The organism is Gardnerella sp. CCPDSM (genome assembly GCF_056754715.1).
Genome location: NZ_JBQEQO010000005.1, coordinates 90,481 through 105,798, shown reverse-complemented (window position 1 = coordinate 105,798; position 15,318 = coordinate 90,481). Strand labels below are relative to the sequence as shown.

Below are 15,318 nucleotides of genomic sequence, written 5' to 3'. Positions count from 1 at the left end.
CTATTATACTCTGTAGTGTTAACGAATATTTTTAGTAACCATTTTGGGAAAAATTCACTTTACTTTTTCGAACACTTGTTCTATACTTTATTGGTATAAGATTACGCATTTAAGGGGAATTTGCGTTTCTTCGTTCTATTATTGATGCTTTTGGAGGTCCAATGGTTCAGCAGGGGAATAAACAGTCGGATGCTTTAGAAAACTTGCTTAATAATGCGCCGATTAGTGAAAATAATGGGACGATTATATCCGATTTATCAAAAGTTCCTTCGGAATGGAAAATAACTATTCAGGGAGCGCGTGAACACAATCTTAAAAATGTTAGTTTATCTATTCCTAGAAATCGCATGGTTGTGTTTACTGGGCTTTCTGGGTCCGGAAAATCTTCTTTAGCTTTCGACACACTTTTTGCAGAAGGCCAACGCAGGTATGTTGAGTCGCTTAGTGCTTACGCTCGCCAATTTTTAGGCAGAATGGATAAGCCGGATGTTGATTTTATTGAAGGTTTAAGCCCAGCTGTTTCGATTGACCAAAAAACTACCAATCGTAACCCTCGTTCTACTGTTGGCACAATCACAGAAATATACGATTATTTAAGATTGTTATTTGCTAGAGTTGGAGTTCCTCACTGCCCAGAGTGTGGTGAGTTGGTAAGCGCGCAAACTCCTCAACAAATGACTGATACTTTGCTTTCCATGCCGGAGCGCACAAGATTGCAAATTTTGGCTCCTGTTGTTCGAGGACGCAAGGGAGAGTTTAAAGATACGCTAGAATTGTTGCGCGCAGACGGGTATGCTCGAGCAATTATTGACGGCAAAATGTTAGAGCTTTCCGAAGATATTACTCTTGCTAAACAAAAAAAGCACACTATTGAAGTAGTAATTGACCGTCTAGTTATAAAAGACGGTATTCGCGTTCGACTAACCGATTCAATTGAAACAGCACTAAAACTTTCTAAAGGTGTTATGGTTGCGGATTTTGTTGACGAAGATGAAAACTCGCCAAAAAGACGACAACTATTCTCAGAGCATCGAGCATGCCCAAATAATCATCAACTAGAACTTGACGAAATAGAGCCTCGCACATTCTCATTCAACGCACCATACGGAGCATGCCCAGAATGTTCCGGAATTGGGTACAATCTTGAAATCGATCCTGAGCTCGTAATACCAGACCCAAGCAAATCTCTTGCGCAAGGAGCAATCGAACCTTGGGCAATGAATAAGTCTGCAGGAATGTACTACCAGCACCTACTATCCGGCCTTGCAGAAGACTTAGGCTTTAGCATGAGCACACCGTGGAAAGACCTGCCTGAAAACATACAACAAGACATCATGTACGGACACGATTTTACCGTACAAGTTTCATACACAAACAGGTGGGGTAGGCAGCGCGAATACTCAACAGGATTCGAAGGAGTCGTACGAACGCTTATGCGCAAACACGACGAAACAGACTCCGAACAAATGCGACAATACTACGAATCGTACATGCGCGAAGTTCCATGCCAAAGCTGCAAAGGTAAACGCTTACGCCCAGAAGTACTAGCAGTTACAGTAGCAAACACATCAATTGCTGAAGTATGCGACATGCCAGTTGAGCGCAGCCTAGAATGGGTAAACGCGCTAAAACTAGAAGGCTCCAAAGCGCTTATTGCAGGAGAAGTATTAAAAGAAATACGAGCACGCCTTGGCTTCTTAAACGACGTAGGACTAAGCTATCTTACTCTTTCGAGAGCTGCAAAAACATTATCTGGAGGCGAAGCACAACGCATTAGACTCGCAACACAAATAGGATCAGGATTAGTCGGCGTTATGTACGTGCTAGACGAACCATCCATTGGACTTCACCAGAGAGACAATGAGAGACTTATTGCCACACTGCACCACTTAAGAAACCTCGGCAACACGCTTATTGTTGTAGAACATGATGAAGATACTATTCGACAAGCAGACTGGCTTGTAGACATAGGACCTGAAGCAGGCGAAAACGGTGGAGAGGTAGTATATTCTGGACCATCTGCACAAATCACAAAAGCAAAACGCTCAATCACCGGAGACTATATTGCTCACAGGCGATTAATTGAAATACCAAAAAAACGCAGACTTGTAGACGAAAACCGTATGCTAAATATTCTTGGCGCTCGCGAACACAATCTTAAAAACATTGACGTAAGCATACCGCTTGGAGTATTTACATGCATAACTGGAGTATCGGGATCTGGCAAATCAACACTAATAAACTCAATCCTCTACCCGGTTCTTGCAGACAAACTAAACGGCGCTCGCATTGTGCCAGGAAAGCATACGCGTGTGGAAGGATTAGAATATTGCGACAAAGTAGTTCATGTTGACCAAAATCCTATTGGTCGAACTCCGCGCTCTAATCCTGCAACATACACAGGCGTGTGGGATAAAATTCGCACTCTTTTCGCTCAAACTCCGGAAGCAAAAGTTCGAGGATATGGTCCTGGAAGATTCTCCTTCAACGTAAAAGGTGGCCGCTGTGAAGCATGCCACGGAGACGGCACGTTGAAAATTGAAATGAACTTCTTGCCGGATGTGTACGTAGAATGTGAAGTTTGCCACGCGAAGAGATACAACAGGGAAACTTTGGAAGTTACGTATAACGGGAAGTCTGTTTCTGATGTTCTTAATATGCCAATTTCTGAAGCTGCAGAATTCTTCAAAGCGTATCCTTCAATTTCACGCTACTTGGATACTTTAGTAAAAGTTGGATTAGGCTATATTCGTTTAGGTCAAAGCGCAACAACGCTTTCTGGCGGCGAATCTCAACGTGTAAAACTGGCAACTGAATTGCAACGCAGGTCAACTGGAAAAACAGTTTATATTCTTGACGAGCCGACTACTGGACTTCATTTTGAAGACGTGAGAAAACTATTAACTGTGTTGCAATCTCTAGTAGATAAAGGCAATAGCGTTATTGTTATTGAGCACAATCTTGACGTTGTAAAGTCTGCAGATTGGATTATCGATTTAGGTCCAGAAGGTGGAGATAAAGGCGGAACTGTAGTTGCAGAAGGAAGCCCAGAAAGCGTTGCGCGTTGCAATAAAAGCTGGACTGGAAAATTCTTAAAAACAATGTTAAATGTTTAAATGAACGTTTAAACGGGTGCGTAAAAAATCAAAGTCTCATATTGTCGTAAAACTTACGAAAAATTGTTTATATTTATTGCTTGAAAGGAGGTGAAAATGGAAAGTAATAATACTAAATATTTGCAAAAATCGTCGGATTTGCAAGAAGAAAATCAAATTCAAAACAACGAAAACTGGCATAAAACTAAATCTGCTATAGTAAATCAGCTTAATGAAGAAGAACAAAACAAAAATGGTGTTAATGCTTTAGGAGCGCCATTATTAGGGGATACTCGTGACTTATTCCGCCCAGCTTCGAAAGATATTCCTGCACAGCCTGGAGTGTATAAGTGGCGTGACGCAGAAGGTCGCGTAATTTATGTTGGAAAAGCAAAAAATTTACGCAACCGTTTAGCAAACTATTTCCAACCTCTATACCAGTTGCATCCTCGAACTCAATCCATGGTTCTTACTGCTCGAAGCTTGGAATGGACTGTTGTTGCAACAGAATTTGAAGCTTTAACTCTTGAATACACTTGGATTAAAGCATTCGACCCGCGTTTTAACGTTGTTTTTCGAGATGATAAAACATACCCTTACGTTGCAGTTACAGCTGGTGAAACTTTTCCTAGAGTGTGGATTACTAGAAATCGTGGTTCCAGAAACACAAGGTATTTTGGACCGTACGCAAAAGTGTGGCCTTTGAGACACAGTTTAGATTCTCTACTTAAAACTTTTCCTGTGCGAACTTGTTCGGCAGCTGTTTTTAATAAAGCGCACAGAACCGGTAGACCATGCTTGCTTGCTTCAATCGGCAAATGTTCAGCTCCATGCGTCGGCAAAATTAAACCAAAGGATCATCGTGAGCTAGTTGAACGTGTTGTTGGTATTCTTACAGGCAGTGTTGGAGCATCGTATGTTGCGCAAATTACTCGTGAAATGAAGCAGGCGAGTGAAGATTTAGAATTTGAGCGTGCTGCTAAATTGCGCGATGAGATTTCAGTTCTTAATACTGTTTTGCAGCAGAATGCTGTGATGTTTGATGAAGATGTAGAAGCTGATGTTTTCGGATTGTGCTCAGATGAGCTAGAAGCTTCGATTCACGTATTTTTTGTGCGTGCTGGAATGATTCGTGGAGAGAGAAATTGGTCAGTTGAGCGCAATGATCAAATTTTTGACGGCGAATTATTGGCTGATTTATTAACTCACGTGTATGCGCAATACGAGCAGGATGCTTTACAAAATCAACAGGATTCTATAAATATTAAGCAAACTCGTGATGCTGTTGGCAGCACGCAGCAGGCTACAGCAACTGATTCTATTTTGCGAGCGCAAGCTACTCGTGCTCGCCGTGAGAGGCAAGAAACTACAGGTAGAGAAGACTTGCTTGCACCTATTTCGCCAGTTCCGCGCGAAATTATTGTTCCAATTGATATTCCTAAAAGTAGGCTTGAAGAGCTTGAATTGTGGTTGAGTAATATGCGCGGCTCTAAAGTTAGTATTCGAGTTGCTGAGCGTGGTGAAAAACGTGCTCTTATGCAACGAGCAAACGATAATGCTAGCCAAGCGTTGACTCGAATGAAATCAAGTCGTATTAACAGCATAGAAATGCGCACTGAAGCTATGAATGAAATTTCTAAAGCTCTTTTTATGAAAGAAGCTCCTTTGCGCATAGAATGTTACGATATTTCAAATACCGTAGACGGAAGTTATCAAGTTGCTTCAATGGTTGTATTTGAGGATGGTATTGCTCGCCCTAGTGAGTATCGTCATTTTAAAATTCGCGGCGAAAATGGTGATGGGAAGCTTGATGATTTAAGCGCAGTATACGAAACCATATTTAGAAGGTTTAAGCACGAGGATTCTGCTTCTGCCTCTGCTTCTGATTCTGCTTCTTCTTCTGATATTGTTTTTGCTTCTGATTCTGCAACTAGGCAACGTTTTGCTTATAAACCACAGTTGGTTATTGTCGATGGAGGACGTGAGCAAGCAAAAGCTGCAAGACGAGCTATTAGAGATGCGTGCGGCGAAGATATTACAGTATGCGGTTTAGCTAAAAAACTTGAAGAAGTGTGGCTTCCGGATGACGATTATCCGATTATTTTGAAGAGAAGCTCTGAAGGCCTGTATTTGTTACAAAGAGCTAGAGATGAATCCCACCGTTTTGCTATTTCGTATCATCGTCAAAGTCGCAGAAAAGGTGCGTTGCATTCAGCTTTTGATGACATTCCTGGGGTTGGAACAGTTTATCGTAAACGCTTACTTTCTGCTTTTGGCTCGTTAAAAGAATTAAAAAAAGCTTCGTTAGAAGATTTGCAAAAAGTTCCTGGAGTTGGGGAGAGTCGTGCGAAAACTATTTATGAAGCTTTGCATATTCAAATGGCAAAAGCTGAAGCAAACGCGGCAAACGCGGCAAACGCAGCGAACGCGGCAAACGCAGCGAACGTGGCAAACGTAGCAGACGCAGAAATCTAAAAAATAATAACAAAAACTCCTCTATGCATCTCGTTTATTGCGCATTTTATTTGCGAAATATCAAGACACACAGAGGAGTTTTATGTAGTTTTGTTTGTACATCATAAAGCTATTTATGTGTATTTCAACATCACTAACTTTTGATTTCATAATTAATTATCCTAAATCCGCATAAGTGCAAATCCATTTATTTTGTCTCAACTCCAAAACTAGCGATAGCCAATATTTTTTAGGACCTGCAGTAATTCTTACGACGCTCTCAAAATGCTTCGGGTTTACGTATACGCCATTAATGAAATCTGGGATCGGTGGCATGCTGCATGATATTGGATGATTCTTATGTGCTTTATTAGGTACATTATTATCAGTTACCACTTTCCACATATTATTCAGTTTAGTAATACATTTTTTCGTTAATAGCTGTGCCATGGTTGGAGAAATAGGCCTGCCGCGCGAAATATCAGTAGCAATGCAAGCAATTTTGCATGTTCGCAATGCAATATCAATGAATTCTTTTTCTTCTCTACTGCCAGAATAACATTTGCAAATATGGTACTCTAATTTTCCACGCGAAAATGCAATAGGCAAGTTACCTTCGCATAGTGGCAGAAGATTTTTCTCATTGTACATACCATTCGGCGGACGGCATATTTTATTGCCATCGTTATTTTCCACATTGTTTTTTGTTTCGTCGTTATTTCTGTGTTGCTCATGTCAGAAGCGTCTACAAAATCTATTTTCATTTTCCTTCTTCTCCCTATCTAAATGGGTTCAAAAGCTAATGTTTCCAACGCTTTCTTAATTCATATTTCTATGAATATAAGAAAGTTAAGATAAAATTCTACAGTGTAATTTTTGCGTAACTGCATAATTGGCAAAATTGTGGATAAATTTCAAAATATTTGCCATTTTTGTTGAAAATAAACGCTTTTTAGCGTGTCGAATTATACACATTACGGTTTTTGAATAATTTTGTCATAGCAAAATCGACGTAAATAAGCATCAAAGTAATACTATTTTGCTCAAAGATGTTAAAAATTAAATTCGTCAGCATAGGGAACTAGCCTAAGAAGTATGTCTCAAGAAATTGAAATTGGTTTGGGCAAAAAAGCCCGAGTTGCATATTCGCTTGACGATATTGCTATTGTTCCTTCGCGCCGTTCGCGCGATCCGAAAGCAGTATCTACTGCATGGCAGGTAGATGCTTACACGTTTGATATTCCAATTATTGCTGCTCCAATGGATTCGGTTACTAGCCCGGATACTGCGATTGCAATTGGGCAAATGGGTGGTCTTGGAGTTCTTGATTTGGAAGGTTTGTGGACTCGTTACGAGAATCCAGAGCCTCTTCTTAAGGAAATATCTGAGCTTCCAGCCGATGTTGCTACTCGTCGTATTCAGGAAATTTATGCTGAGCCTATTAAGCCGGAATTAATCGCTAAGCGTTTGCACACTATTCGTGACGCTGGTGTTACTGTTGCTGGTGCTCTTTCTCCGCAGCGTACGCAAGAATTCTACAACACAGTGTTAGAAGCTGGAGTTGACTTATTCGTGATTCGCGGAACTGCTGTTTCTGCAGAACATGTTTCTAAAGATCATGAGCCTCTTGATTTGAAGAAGTTTATTTACGATCTTGACGTTCCTGTGATTGTTGGCGGTTGCGCTGATTATACTTCCGCTCTGCATTTAATGCGCACTGGTGCTGCAGGCGTTTTGGTTGGCTTTGGCGGCGGAGCTGTTTCCGCAACCATGAATACTTTGGGTGTTCAAGCTCCAATGGCTACTGCAATTGCTGATGTTGCTGAAGCTCGTCGCGACTACATGGATGAATCCGGCGGCCGCTACGTTCAGATTATTGCTGACGGTGGCATGGGCAATTCTGGAAACTTCATTAAGGCTCTTGCAATGGGTGCTGACGCTGTTATGCTTGGCACTCCTCTTTCTCGCGCAACTGAAGCTCCAGGCCATGGCACTCATTGGGGTGCTGAAGCTCGTCATTCCTCGCTTCCTCGCGGCGTGCGTTCAAAGGTTGGCACGGTTGCTCCTTTGGAGAATATTCTCTTCGGTCCAAGCCATGAAGCTGACGGCACTACCAACTTTGTTGGAGCTTTGCGACGCACAATGGCATCTACTGGATACGTTGACGTAAAGAGTTTCCAACGTTGCAGCGTTGTAATTAACCCATTCCATCAAGATGTGCGTTAATAAAACTAAATAATCTAAAGTTAATAGAAAATAGTATTTCTATAGCTTTTATTACGCAAAAATAGCGGTTCGGCAATGTATGCGCTGAGCCGCTATTTTAGTATTTAGCTACAAATATTTTAAGTTGCTATATTTACTAAGTTCCTACATTTAGTAATGCTTTTGTTTGTTAATTACAATATTTATTGATATTTTTTGTAGCAAGTGCAGTCGTGTCGAAAATGTTATCAAGTACAATGAATAGTATGCTCCGAGAATTTGCTGTAGAAGCCATTCACCCAACTCAAGACGGTGATACTATTTATTCCCTCCTTGCTAATCGTGCAATGCGTGACCCTCAAGGCTTAATTGCGCAATGGCAAGATGACGATACTCGTAAGTGGCATGACGTTACTGCCGCTGAAATGCTTTCAAAAGTTCGCTCTGTAGCTCGAGGCTTGATTGCTCTTGGCGTACAACACGGCTCAAAGGTTGTTATATACTCTGCTACTTGCTACGAGTGGGGTATTGTAGATTTTGCTTGCGCCTGCATTGGAGCTGTGAGTATTCCAATTTATGAAACGGATTCGGCTCTTCAAGCTGCAGATATTATCGATGAAGTTAAGCCGGTTATTGCTTTTGCTGGCGATGATGCTCATGCGCAATGCTTGGAACGTGTGCGTCAAGATCATAAGCGTATTACTTTAAAAACTGTTTTTAATTTCAAAGCTGGCGGCTTGGAAGCTGTTATTGATTTTGGTAAATCAATAAGTGACGACGAGTTAAATAAAAGTATTGCGTCTGTTAAAGCAGATGATTTGTCTACTATTGTTTACACCTCCGGTTCTACTGGTAAGCCAAAGGGAGCAATGCTTTCGCACCGTAACTTTACGCATATTGTTTTTGCAGGATACGATGTTCTTAGCGACATGCTTTGCAAGCCAAATCGTCTTCTTTTGTTCCTTCCTTTAGCTCATTGCTTCGCGCGCTATATTCAATACGTTGCAATTGGTGCTCACGGTGTTATTGGCTATGTTCCTAATGCGAAGCATTTGCTTGCAGACTTGCGTAGCTTTAAGCCTACATATTTGCTTGGCGTGCCTAGAGTTTTTGAGAAAGTTTATAATGCTGCTTCTCAAAAAGCTGGTGCTGGTATTCGCGGACGTATTTTTGCTAAAGCTGTTAAACATTTTATTCAGTGGTCTCGCGATAACGTTGACGGCAAAGCTCATTCGCTTGCGTCCCGCATTAATCACGCAATGTATATGAAAACTGTTGGTTCTTCAATTCGTTCAGCTTTGGGACCAAATCTTTCATGGCTTGCATGCGGAGGCGCTCCAATTAATGCTGATTTAGCTCACTTCTTCAACGGTTTAGACGGCATTACTTTTATTCAAGGCTACGGTATGACAGAAACTGCAGCCCCGTGCGTAGTAAACTTCGAGCATGCAAATCAGGTTGGTTCTGTAGGTCGCCCAGGTCCTGGAATTGCTATTCGTCTTGCAGACGATGACGAAGTGTTAATTAAAGGTCCTAACGTTTTTATGGGCTACTACAACAAGCCTGAGCTTACTGCAGAAGTTATTGACGAAGATGGATGGTTGCATTCTGGAGATCTTGGTGAGATTGACGACGAAGGCTTCCTTTCTATTACTGGTCGCAAGAAGGATATTATTATTACCGCTGGTGGAAAAAATATCAGTCCTGCTCCTATGGAAGGAATTATTTCTCAATGCCCACTCGTATCTCATGCTGTAGTAGTTGGAGATGGTAAGCCATTCGTTTCAGCTCTTATTGAATTGGATCCAGATATGGTTCGTTCTTGGATTAAAAATAAGGGCATGGATGAGAATCTTCCTATGAGCGAAATTGCTACGAATGATGCTGTTCGTTCCGTTGTTCAGCAGTTTATTGATCAAGCTAATAGCACTGTTTCTCGTGCTGAATCGGTTCGTAAATTTGTTATTTTGCAAGATGAATTTACTCAAGACGCAGGAACTCTTACTCCAAGTATGAAGATTGTGCGTCCAAAGATTCTCGTAAAGTACGCTGATATTATTGAAACTCAATTGTATGCTCCAAAACCAAATACTAGGCCGCTTCCAGCAACAGTTAAGATTCTTGATAAAACTACTGAAACTGTTAAGCAAGCGCAAGAAACAGTTAAGCAGGCTCAGGAGGTTGTAACTCCTCGAGTTCGTCAAGCAATTGATCAAGCTGCAACTCATCTTAAGCGTTTTGGTGAGGAGGCATCAACTGAGTCTTCTTCTACATCTCGTGATAGTAAAGATACTAAAGATAGCAAAGAAGAATCTTCTAATTTGTAATAAATAGTCTTTGTTAACTTTACTTGTGCGATGAAGGAGTATTGAGTGACTATTAGAAAAATCCGTGTTGTTCCGGATCCAGTATTACGTACACCTTGCGATGAAATTCGCGAGATTACGCCAGCAGTTAAACATTTAGTTGAAGACTTGTTGGAAACCGTAAACGATCCAGGACGAGCAGGATTGTCAGCTAATCAAATTGGCGTAAGTCTTAGAGCTTTCTCGTACAATATTGACGGCCGTATTGGTTATATTCTCAATCCTGTGCTTGAAGAGCTTAGTGGAGAACAGTACGATGACGAAGGTTGCCTTTCTGTTCCAGGCTTATGGTACAAAACGCGCAGAGCTAATTATGCTCGCGCACGCGGTATTGATTTAGATGGTAAAACAGTTGTGCTTGAAGGCGAAGGGCTAATGGCCAGAATGCTTCAGCATGAGTGTGATCATTTAGACGGCCACATTTATTTAGACAGGCTAGAAAAGGACGTTCGTCGTCAAGCTATGCGTCAATTGCGTAATAATATGCGTGATTAGTTTTTGCAATATTAAAAATTTGCGTTATATCGGTATTTTTTGTTGCTTATAAAGCTTCGAAAAATACCGATTTTTAGTATTGTGTACCTGATATAATCACACTTTGTGTGTCGATTTTGAGCATGATTATTGTCGCGTTATATGATTGCTCGCTTTTTTATTGTCTACAATGATGCACAAATACGCGCCATGTACGCGCCCGTTCGTGTCGGTCGGCTTGTGTTTAAACATAAGTTTTAAGCCAAGTTGCATGCGAACAGACATGGCCAGGCAAGAACCGACAAGAAAGGTATATTGATATGGCACAGATTACCATGAGCGAAATGCTGAAGGCTGGCTTACACTTCGGTCATCAGACTCGTCGTTGGAACCCAAAGATGAAGCAGTTCATTCTTACCCAGCGCAATGGTATTCATATCATCAATTTGTTCAAGTCTCTCGACATGATCGACAAGGCTTATGACTTCATCAAGCAGACTGTTGCCCACAATGGCACCGTGCTTTTTGTTGGAACTAAGAAGCAAGCTCAGGAAGCTGTACAGAATCAGGCTACTCGCGTAAACATGCCTTATGTTTGCGAGCGTTGGCTTGGTGGTATGTTGACTAACTTCCAGACTGTTTCTACTCGCGTGAAGCGCTTGAAGGAACTCGAAGAGATGGACTTCAGCGATGTTCGTGGCTCCGGCTTGACCAAGAAGGAACTTTTGCTTCTCGAGCGCGAGAAGGATAAGCTTTCGAAGCAGCTCGGTGGTATCCGCAACATGAACCGCACTCCTTCTGCAATGTTCGTTGTTGACATCAACAAGGAAGCTTTGGCAGTTGAAGAAGCTCACAAGCTTGGTATTCCTGTTGTTGCTATCGTTGACACCAACACTGATCCTGAAGCTGTTGAGTATCCAATCCCAGCTAACGATGATGCAATTCGCGGCGTTGAATTGTTGACCAGCTTGATGGCTGATGCTGTTGCTGAAGGCTTACTCGAGCATGCTGGTAAGGGCGCAAAGTCCGAAGGTGCTGACGCTCAGCCAATGGCAGCTTGGGAAAAGGAATTACTTACCAAGGAAGGCGAAGCTGAAGCTAAGCCTGCTGAGGAAGAAAATACTGAGGCAAAGGCCTGATAAGCTAATTTGCAACCAGATTCTTAAATTAAAGCTGCAAAATCCAATTAATTATTTGCTTTTTGCAGCTTTAAGAATCCTATTGATACGAGGAGAACAAAATGGCAGCAATTACTGCAGCGTTGATTAAGCAGGTGCGTGAAGAAACTGGCGCCGGCATGATGGACGTTAAAAAAGCTCTTACTGAAGCTGAAGGCGACGTTGCCCGCGCTAAGGAAATTATCCGCGCAAAGGGTATTCAGGCCGCTGGTAAGCGTGAAGGCCGCAAGGCTCAGGAAGGCACCATCGCTTCTAAGGTTGTTAAGTCTGCTGAAGGCGAAACTGGTTATGCAGTTGAGTTGAATTCCGAAACTGACTTCGTGGCAAAGACCCCTAAGTTCGTGGAATTCTCCAACACTGTTCTTGACCATGCTGTTGAAGCCAATGCTTCCACTTCTGAAGAAGTACTTGCAGCTCCAGCTGATGGCGCAACTGTTAAGGAATCTGTTGAAGAAGCAGCAGCTTTGTTCGGTGAGCACGTCAAGGTTGGACAGGTTGCTAAGGTAAGCGGTCCACACGTTGAGATTTATGCTCACAAGAAGTCCGTGGAATTGCCTCCAAGCATTGTTTCCATGATTGCTACTGACGAAGCAGGCGCAAAGGTTGCTCACGAAGCAGCTTTGCAGATTTCCGCTATGGGTGCTCAGTGGCTTCGCCGCGAAGATGTTCCAGAAGAAGTTTTGGAATCCGAGCGTCGCGTTGCAACCGAGAAGTCCTTGGCTGAAGGCAAGCCAGAGAAGATCGTTCCAAAGATTGTTGAAGGCCGCATGAACGCCTTCTTCAAGGAGACTGTGCTTCTCGAGCAGGCTTACGTTAAGGATCCATCCAAGAGCGTTGGCGACTTGTTCAAGGAAGTCGGTGGTGCCGCTTTGGCCTTCGCTCGTCTTGAGGTTGGCAAGGGTGCTGCTGAGTAAGCATTCTTTATGCTAAGAATCAATTTTGGTTCTTAAAACTAGTGGGTTGTGTGCATTTTTGCGCACAACCCATTTTTATATTTATTTTCTGTTTTATTTTCCACTTTATTTTCTGCTTTAATTTGTGCTTAAATATGAGCGTTTTATGTGTCGCGTTTTATAGATAAAATAGCAAAGATATACTTGCATTCGCCGTGATGACTGGAGGAATCTGTATGGCTATTGCACAAACGGAGGAAAGCAAGTCCCGTAGGGTTTTATTGAAGCTCTCAGGTGAAGCATTTGGCGGCGGCGCTGTTGGTATTGATACTCATGTAATTCGCAGAATTGCTGGGGAAATCATGTCTGCAGTACGAGATGGCGTTCAAGTTGCTATTGTTGTTGGCGGTGGCAATTTCTTTAGGGGAGCTGAACTTCAGCAGGCTGGTATCGATCGTAGCCGTGGTGATTACATGGGTATGTTAGGTACAGTTATGAATTGCTTAGCTCTTCAAGATTTTCTTGAACAAGCAGGTCAAGCTACTCGCGTACAAACTGCTATTACTATGGGACAAGTTGCTGAACCTTATATTCCATTAAAAGCAATCCGTCATCTTGAAAAAGGTAGGGTAGTTATTTTCGGTGCTGGTGCCGGTATGCCTTACTTCTCAACGGATACTGTTTCTATTCAGCGCTCTTTGGAAATTCATTGCGATGAAGTTTTAATGGGCAAGAATGGTGTAGATGGTGTTTACAGTGCAGACCCTCGCAAAGATCCTAATGCACGTAAATTCTTAACGTTAAATTATCATCGTGCTCTTGTCGATGGATTAGCAGTAATGGATGCGTCCGCACTTTCTATGGCTCGCGATAATAAACAAAAAATTCGCGTATTTGGTTTAGAGGGTGAAGGTAACGTAACTCGCGCACTTGTGGGTGAATCTATTGGCACATTAGTGTCTGATGCAGAACCAACATTTGCTTAAATATTACAAAGGAGAACAAATGTCAGCAATTATTGATCAAGCAAAAGATCAGATGAATAAGTCTGTGGAAGCCACTAAAGAGAATTTCATGGGTATTCGTACCGGTCGTGCTAACCCTGCGCTTCTTAATGGCATTATGGTTGATTATTACGGTGCGCCAACTCCAATTAAGGCTGTTGCTTCTATTGGTGTTCCTGAGCCTCGCACACTTTCTGTAACTCCTTTTGATGCTTCTCAAGCTAATGCTGTTGAAAAAGCAATTCGTGACTCCGACTTAGGCGTTAGCCCTAACCGAGACGGCAATGTTATTCGCGTAACAATGCCAGAACTTACTGAGGAACGCCGTAAGGAATACGTTAAGCTTGCTAAAACCAAGGCTGAAGAAGGCAAGGTTGCAGTACGCAATATTCGCCGTAAAGCTAAGGAATCCATTGATAAGTCAGTTAAAGATGGTGATCTTGGTGAAGATGAAGGCGATCGTCTTCTTAAGGAATTAGATAAAGTAACCAAGCAAGTTACTGATTCCTTGGATGTATTGTTAGAAGGAAAACAAAAAGAAATTATGGAAGTCTGATATTTCCTTAATTTCAAACTGAATGGGTGCCGTATGAGTCAACAAAAAAGTGATGATTTCGTCGATGATGTCAATCAAATTAGTAACGTTTCAGTTTCTAAAAAAGAAAGTGAACCTACTTTAAGTAAAGTTGATAATAGCGGCACTCATGCTTTAAATGATATTAATCGCAGAACCGGTCGCAATATGCCACAAGCTATTGCGACCGCTGCAGTGCTTGTTGTAGCAATTGTTGCATGCTTGCTTATAAGTATTGACGTTTTTGTTGTACTTATGGCAGCTTTTATGGTTCTTGCATTATGGGAATTACACGTCGATTTTGCAACTCTTGGATTACGCATTCCATTCGTAACATTATCTTTGTGTTCTCTTGTTACTATTTTTGCAACATACTATGCAAAATGGCATGCTGTTGTTATGGCAAGTGGTATTACAGCATCACTATTTCTTACCATAATTTGCGCAACTCTTAGTATTACTATTCCAGCTAGAACATTACATGCTGTAGAGAAAAAGCTTCAGGGTTTTTCGTCTACTAAATACGAGCATACGTTATTTACGAATACAGCTGTTTCGCTTTTTGTAGTTTTGTACATTCCGCTACTTGCTTCTTGCATTGTTCTTGCTTTAACTAATACGCGTTACGCTGTTGCGCACGCTATGCTACTAGTATTCTTGCCTGCTTTAAGCGACACTGGTGGCTTATTCGCTGGAGCTTGGCTTGGTAAGCATAAGCTTTCTCCGCGTATTTCTCCTAAAAAGTCTGTTGAAGGCTTAGTTGGTTCCATGCTTTTTGCAATTATTGGCGCGTACGCGATTATTGCAGGTTTTTATGGATCTTACTGGCTTAATTGCTGGTGGATGCCGTTGGTTATGGGTATTGCTTCTGGAATTGTTGGTACCTTCGGAGATTTATGCGCTTCTATGTTAAAGCGCGATATTGGAATTAAAGATATGGGACATTTGCTTAAAGGACACGGTGGAGTTCTTGACCGTGTAGATTCTATTTTGCTGTGTGGCCCGGTTCTTTTAGTTCTTTTGCATCTTGCTAATTTTTAATCTAGCAATCGTGGGTTTCAACTAAAATCGGCAA

Annotated in this window: 11 protein-coding genes; 10 read left to right on the top strand and 1 reads right to left on the bottom strand. The window is 41.8% G+C overall.

Annotated features, from left to right (window positions below):
* Nucleotides 1–161: 161 nt before the first annotated feature.
* Together uvrA and uvrC are read left to right on the top strand one after the other, a co-directional pair.
* Nucleotides 162–3,116, top strand: a complete 2,955-nt coding sequence (gene uvrA / locus ACTJLE_RS04355; protein ID WP_481267579.1) for an excinuclease ABC subunit UvrA — start codon at nt 162–164, stop codon at nt 3,114–3,116.
* Nucleotides 3,117–3,212: 96 nt separating this feature from the next.
* The gene (uvrC, locus tag ACTJLE_RS04350) at nt 3,213–5,570 is read left to right on the top strand and encodes an excinuclease ABC subunit UvrC (RefSeq protein WP_481267578.1); all 2,358 of its coding nucleotides are present in this window, start codon (nt 3,213–3,215) and stop codon (nt 5,568–5,570) included.
* A gap of 156 nt (nt 5,571–5,726) precedes the next feature.
* Here uvrC and ACTJLE_RS04345 read toward each other — a convergent pair whose 3' ends face one another.
* Entirely contained in the window at nt 5,727–6,245 is a 519-nt protein-coding gene (locus tag ACTJLE_RS04345) for a hypothetical protein (RefSeq protein WP_481267577.1), read from the bottom strand.
* A 399-nt stretch (nt 6,246–6,644) separates the two neighbouring features.
* Here ACTJLE_RS04345 and ACTJLE_RS04340 point away from each other — a divergent pair, with 399 nt between their 5' ends.
* The 8 genes from ACTJLE_RS04340 to ACTJLE_RS04305 all read left to right on the top strand — a co-directional run bounded on the left by ACTJLE_RS04340 (nt 6,645) and on the right by ACTJLE_RS04305 (nt 15,284).
* Nucleotides 6,645–7,775 (top strand): GuaB3 family IMP dehydrogenase-related protein, encoded by a 1,131-nt coding sequence (locus tag ACTJLE_RS04340; protein WP_481267576.1) that lies wholly within the window; start codon nt 6,645–6,647, stop codon nt 7,773–7,775.
* Between the two features lie 245 nt (nt 7,776–8,020).
* Complete coding sequence (locus ACTJLE_RS04335; protein WP_481267628.1) at nt 8,021–10,081, top strand: AMP-dependent synthetase/ligase; 2,061 nt, start codon at nt 8,021–8,023, stop codon at nt 10,079–10,081.
* Nucleotides 10,082–10,126: 45 nt separating this feature from the next.
* On the top strand, nt 10,127–10,615 hold the full coding sequence (locus ACTJLE_RS04330; protein ID WP_481267575.1) for a peptide deformylase: 489 nt from the start codon (nt 10,127–10,129) through the stop codon (nt 10,613–10,615).
* 299 nt (nt 10,616–10,914) lie between these two features.
* Complete coding sequence (rpsB, locus tag ACTJLE_RS04325; RefSeq protein ID WP_119487183.1) at nt 10,915–11,733, top strand: 30S ribosomal protein S2; 819 nt, start codon at nt 10,915–10,917, stop codon at nt 11,731–11,733.
* 101 nt (nt 11,734–11,834) lie between these two features.
* Nucleotides 11,835–12,686: a translation elongation factor Ts gene (tsf, locus tag ACTJLE_RS04320; RefSeq protein ID WP_481267574.1), complete on the top strand. Its 852-nt coding sequence runs from the start codon at nt 11,835–11,837 to the stop codon at nt 12,684–12,686.
* Between the two features lie 215 nt (nt 12,687–12,901).
* A complete protein-coding gene (gene pyrH / locus ACTJLE_RS04315) occupies nt 12,902–13,651 on the top strand; it encodes a UMP kinase (protein WP_481267573.1) in 750 nt (249 codons plus the stop codon).
* A 19-nt stretch (nt 13,652–13,670) separates the two neighbouring features.
* Nucleotides 13,671–14,225 carry a ribosome recycling factor gene (gene frr / locus ACTJLE_RS04310; RefSeq protein ID WP_119487186.1) on the top strand — a complete coding sequence of 185 codons (555 nt, stop codon included), beginning with the start codon at nt 13,671–13,673 and terminating at the stop codon, nt 14,223–14,225.
* A gap of 33 nt (nt 14,226–14,258) precedes the next feature.
* Complete coding sequence (locus ACTJLE_RS04305) at nt 14,259–15,284, top strand: phosphatidate cytidylyltransferase (protein ID WP_481267572.1); 1,026 nt, start codon at nt 14,259–14,261, stop codon at nt 15,282–15,284.
* Nucleotides 15,285–15,318 lie beyond the last annotated feature (34 nt).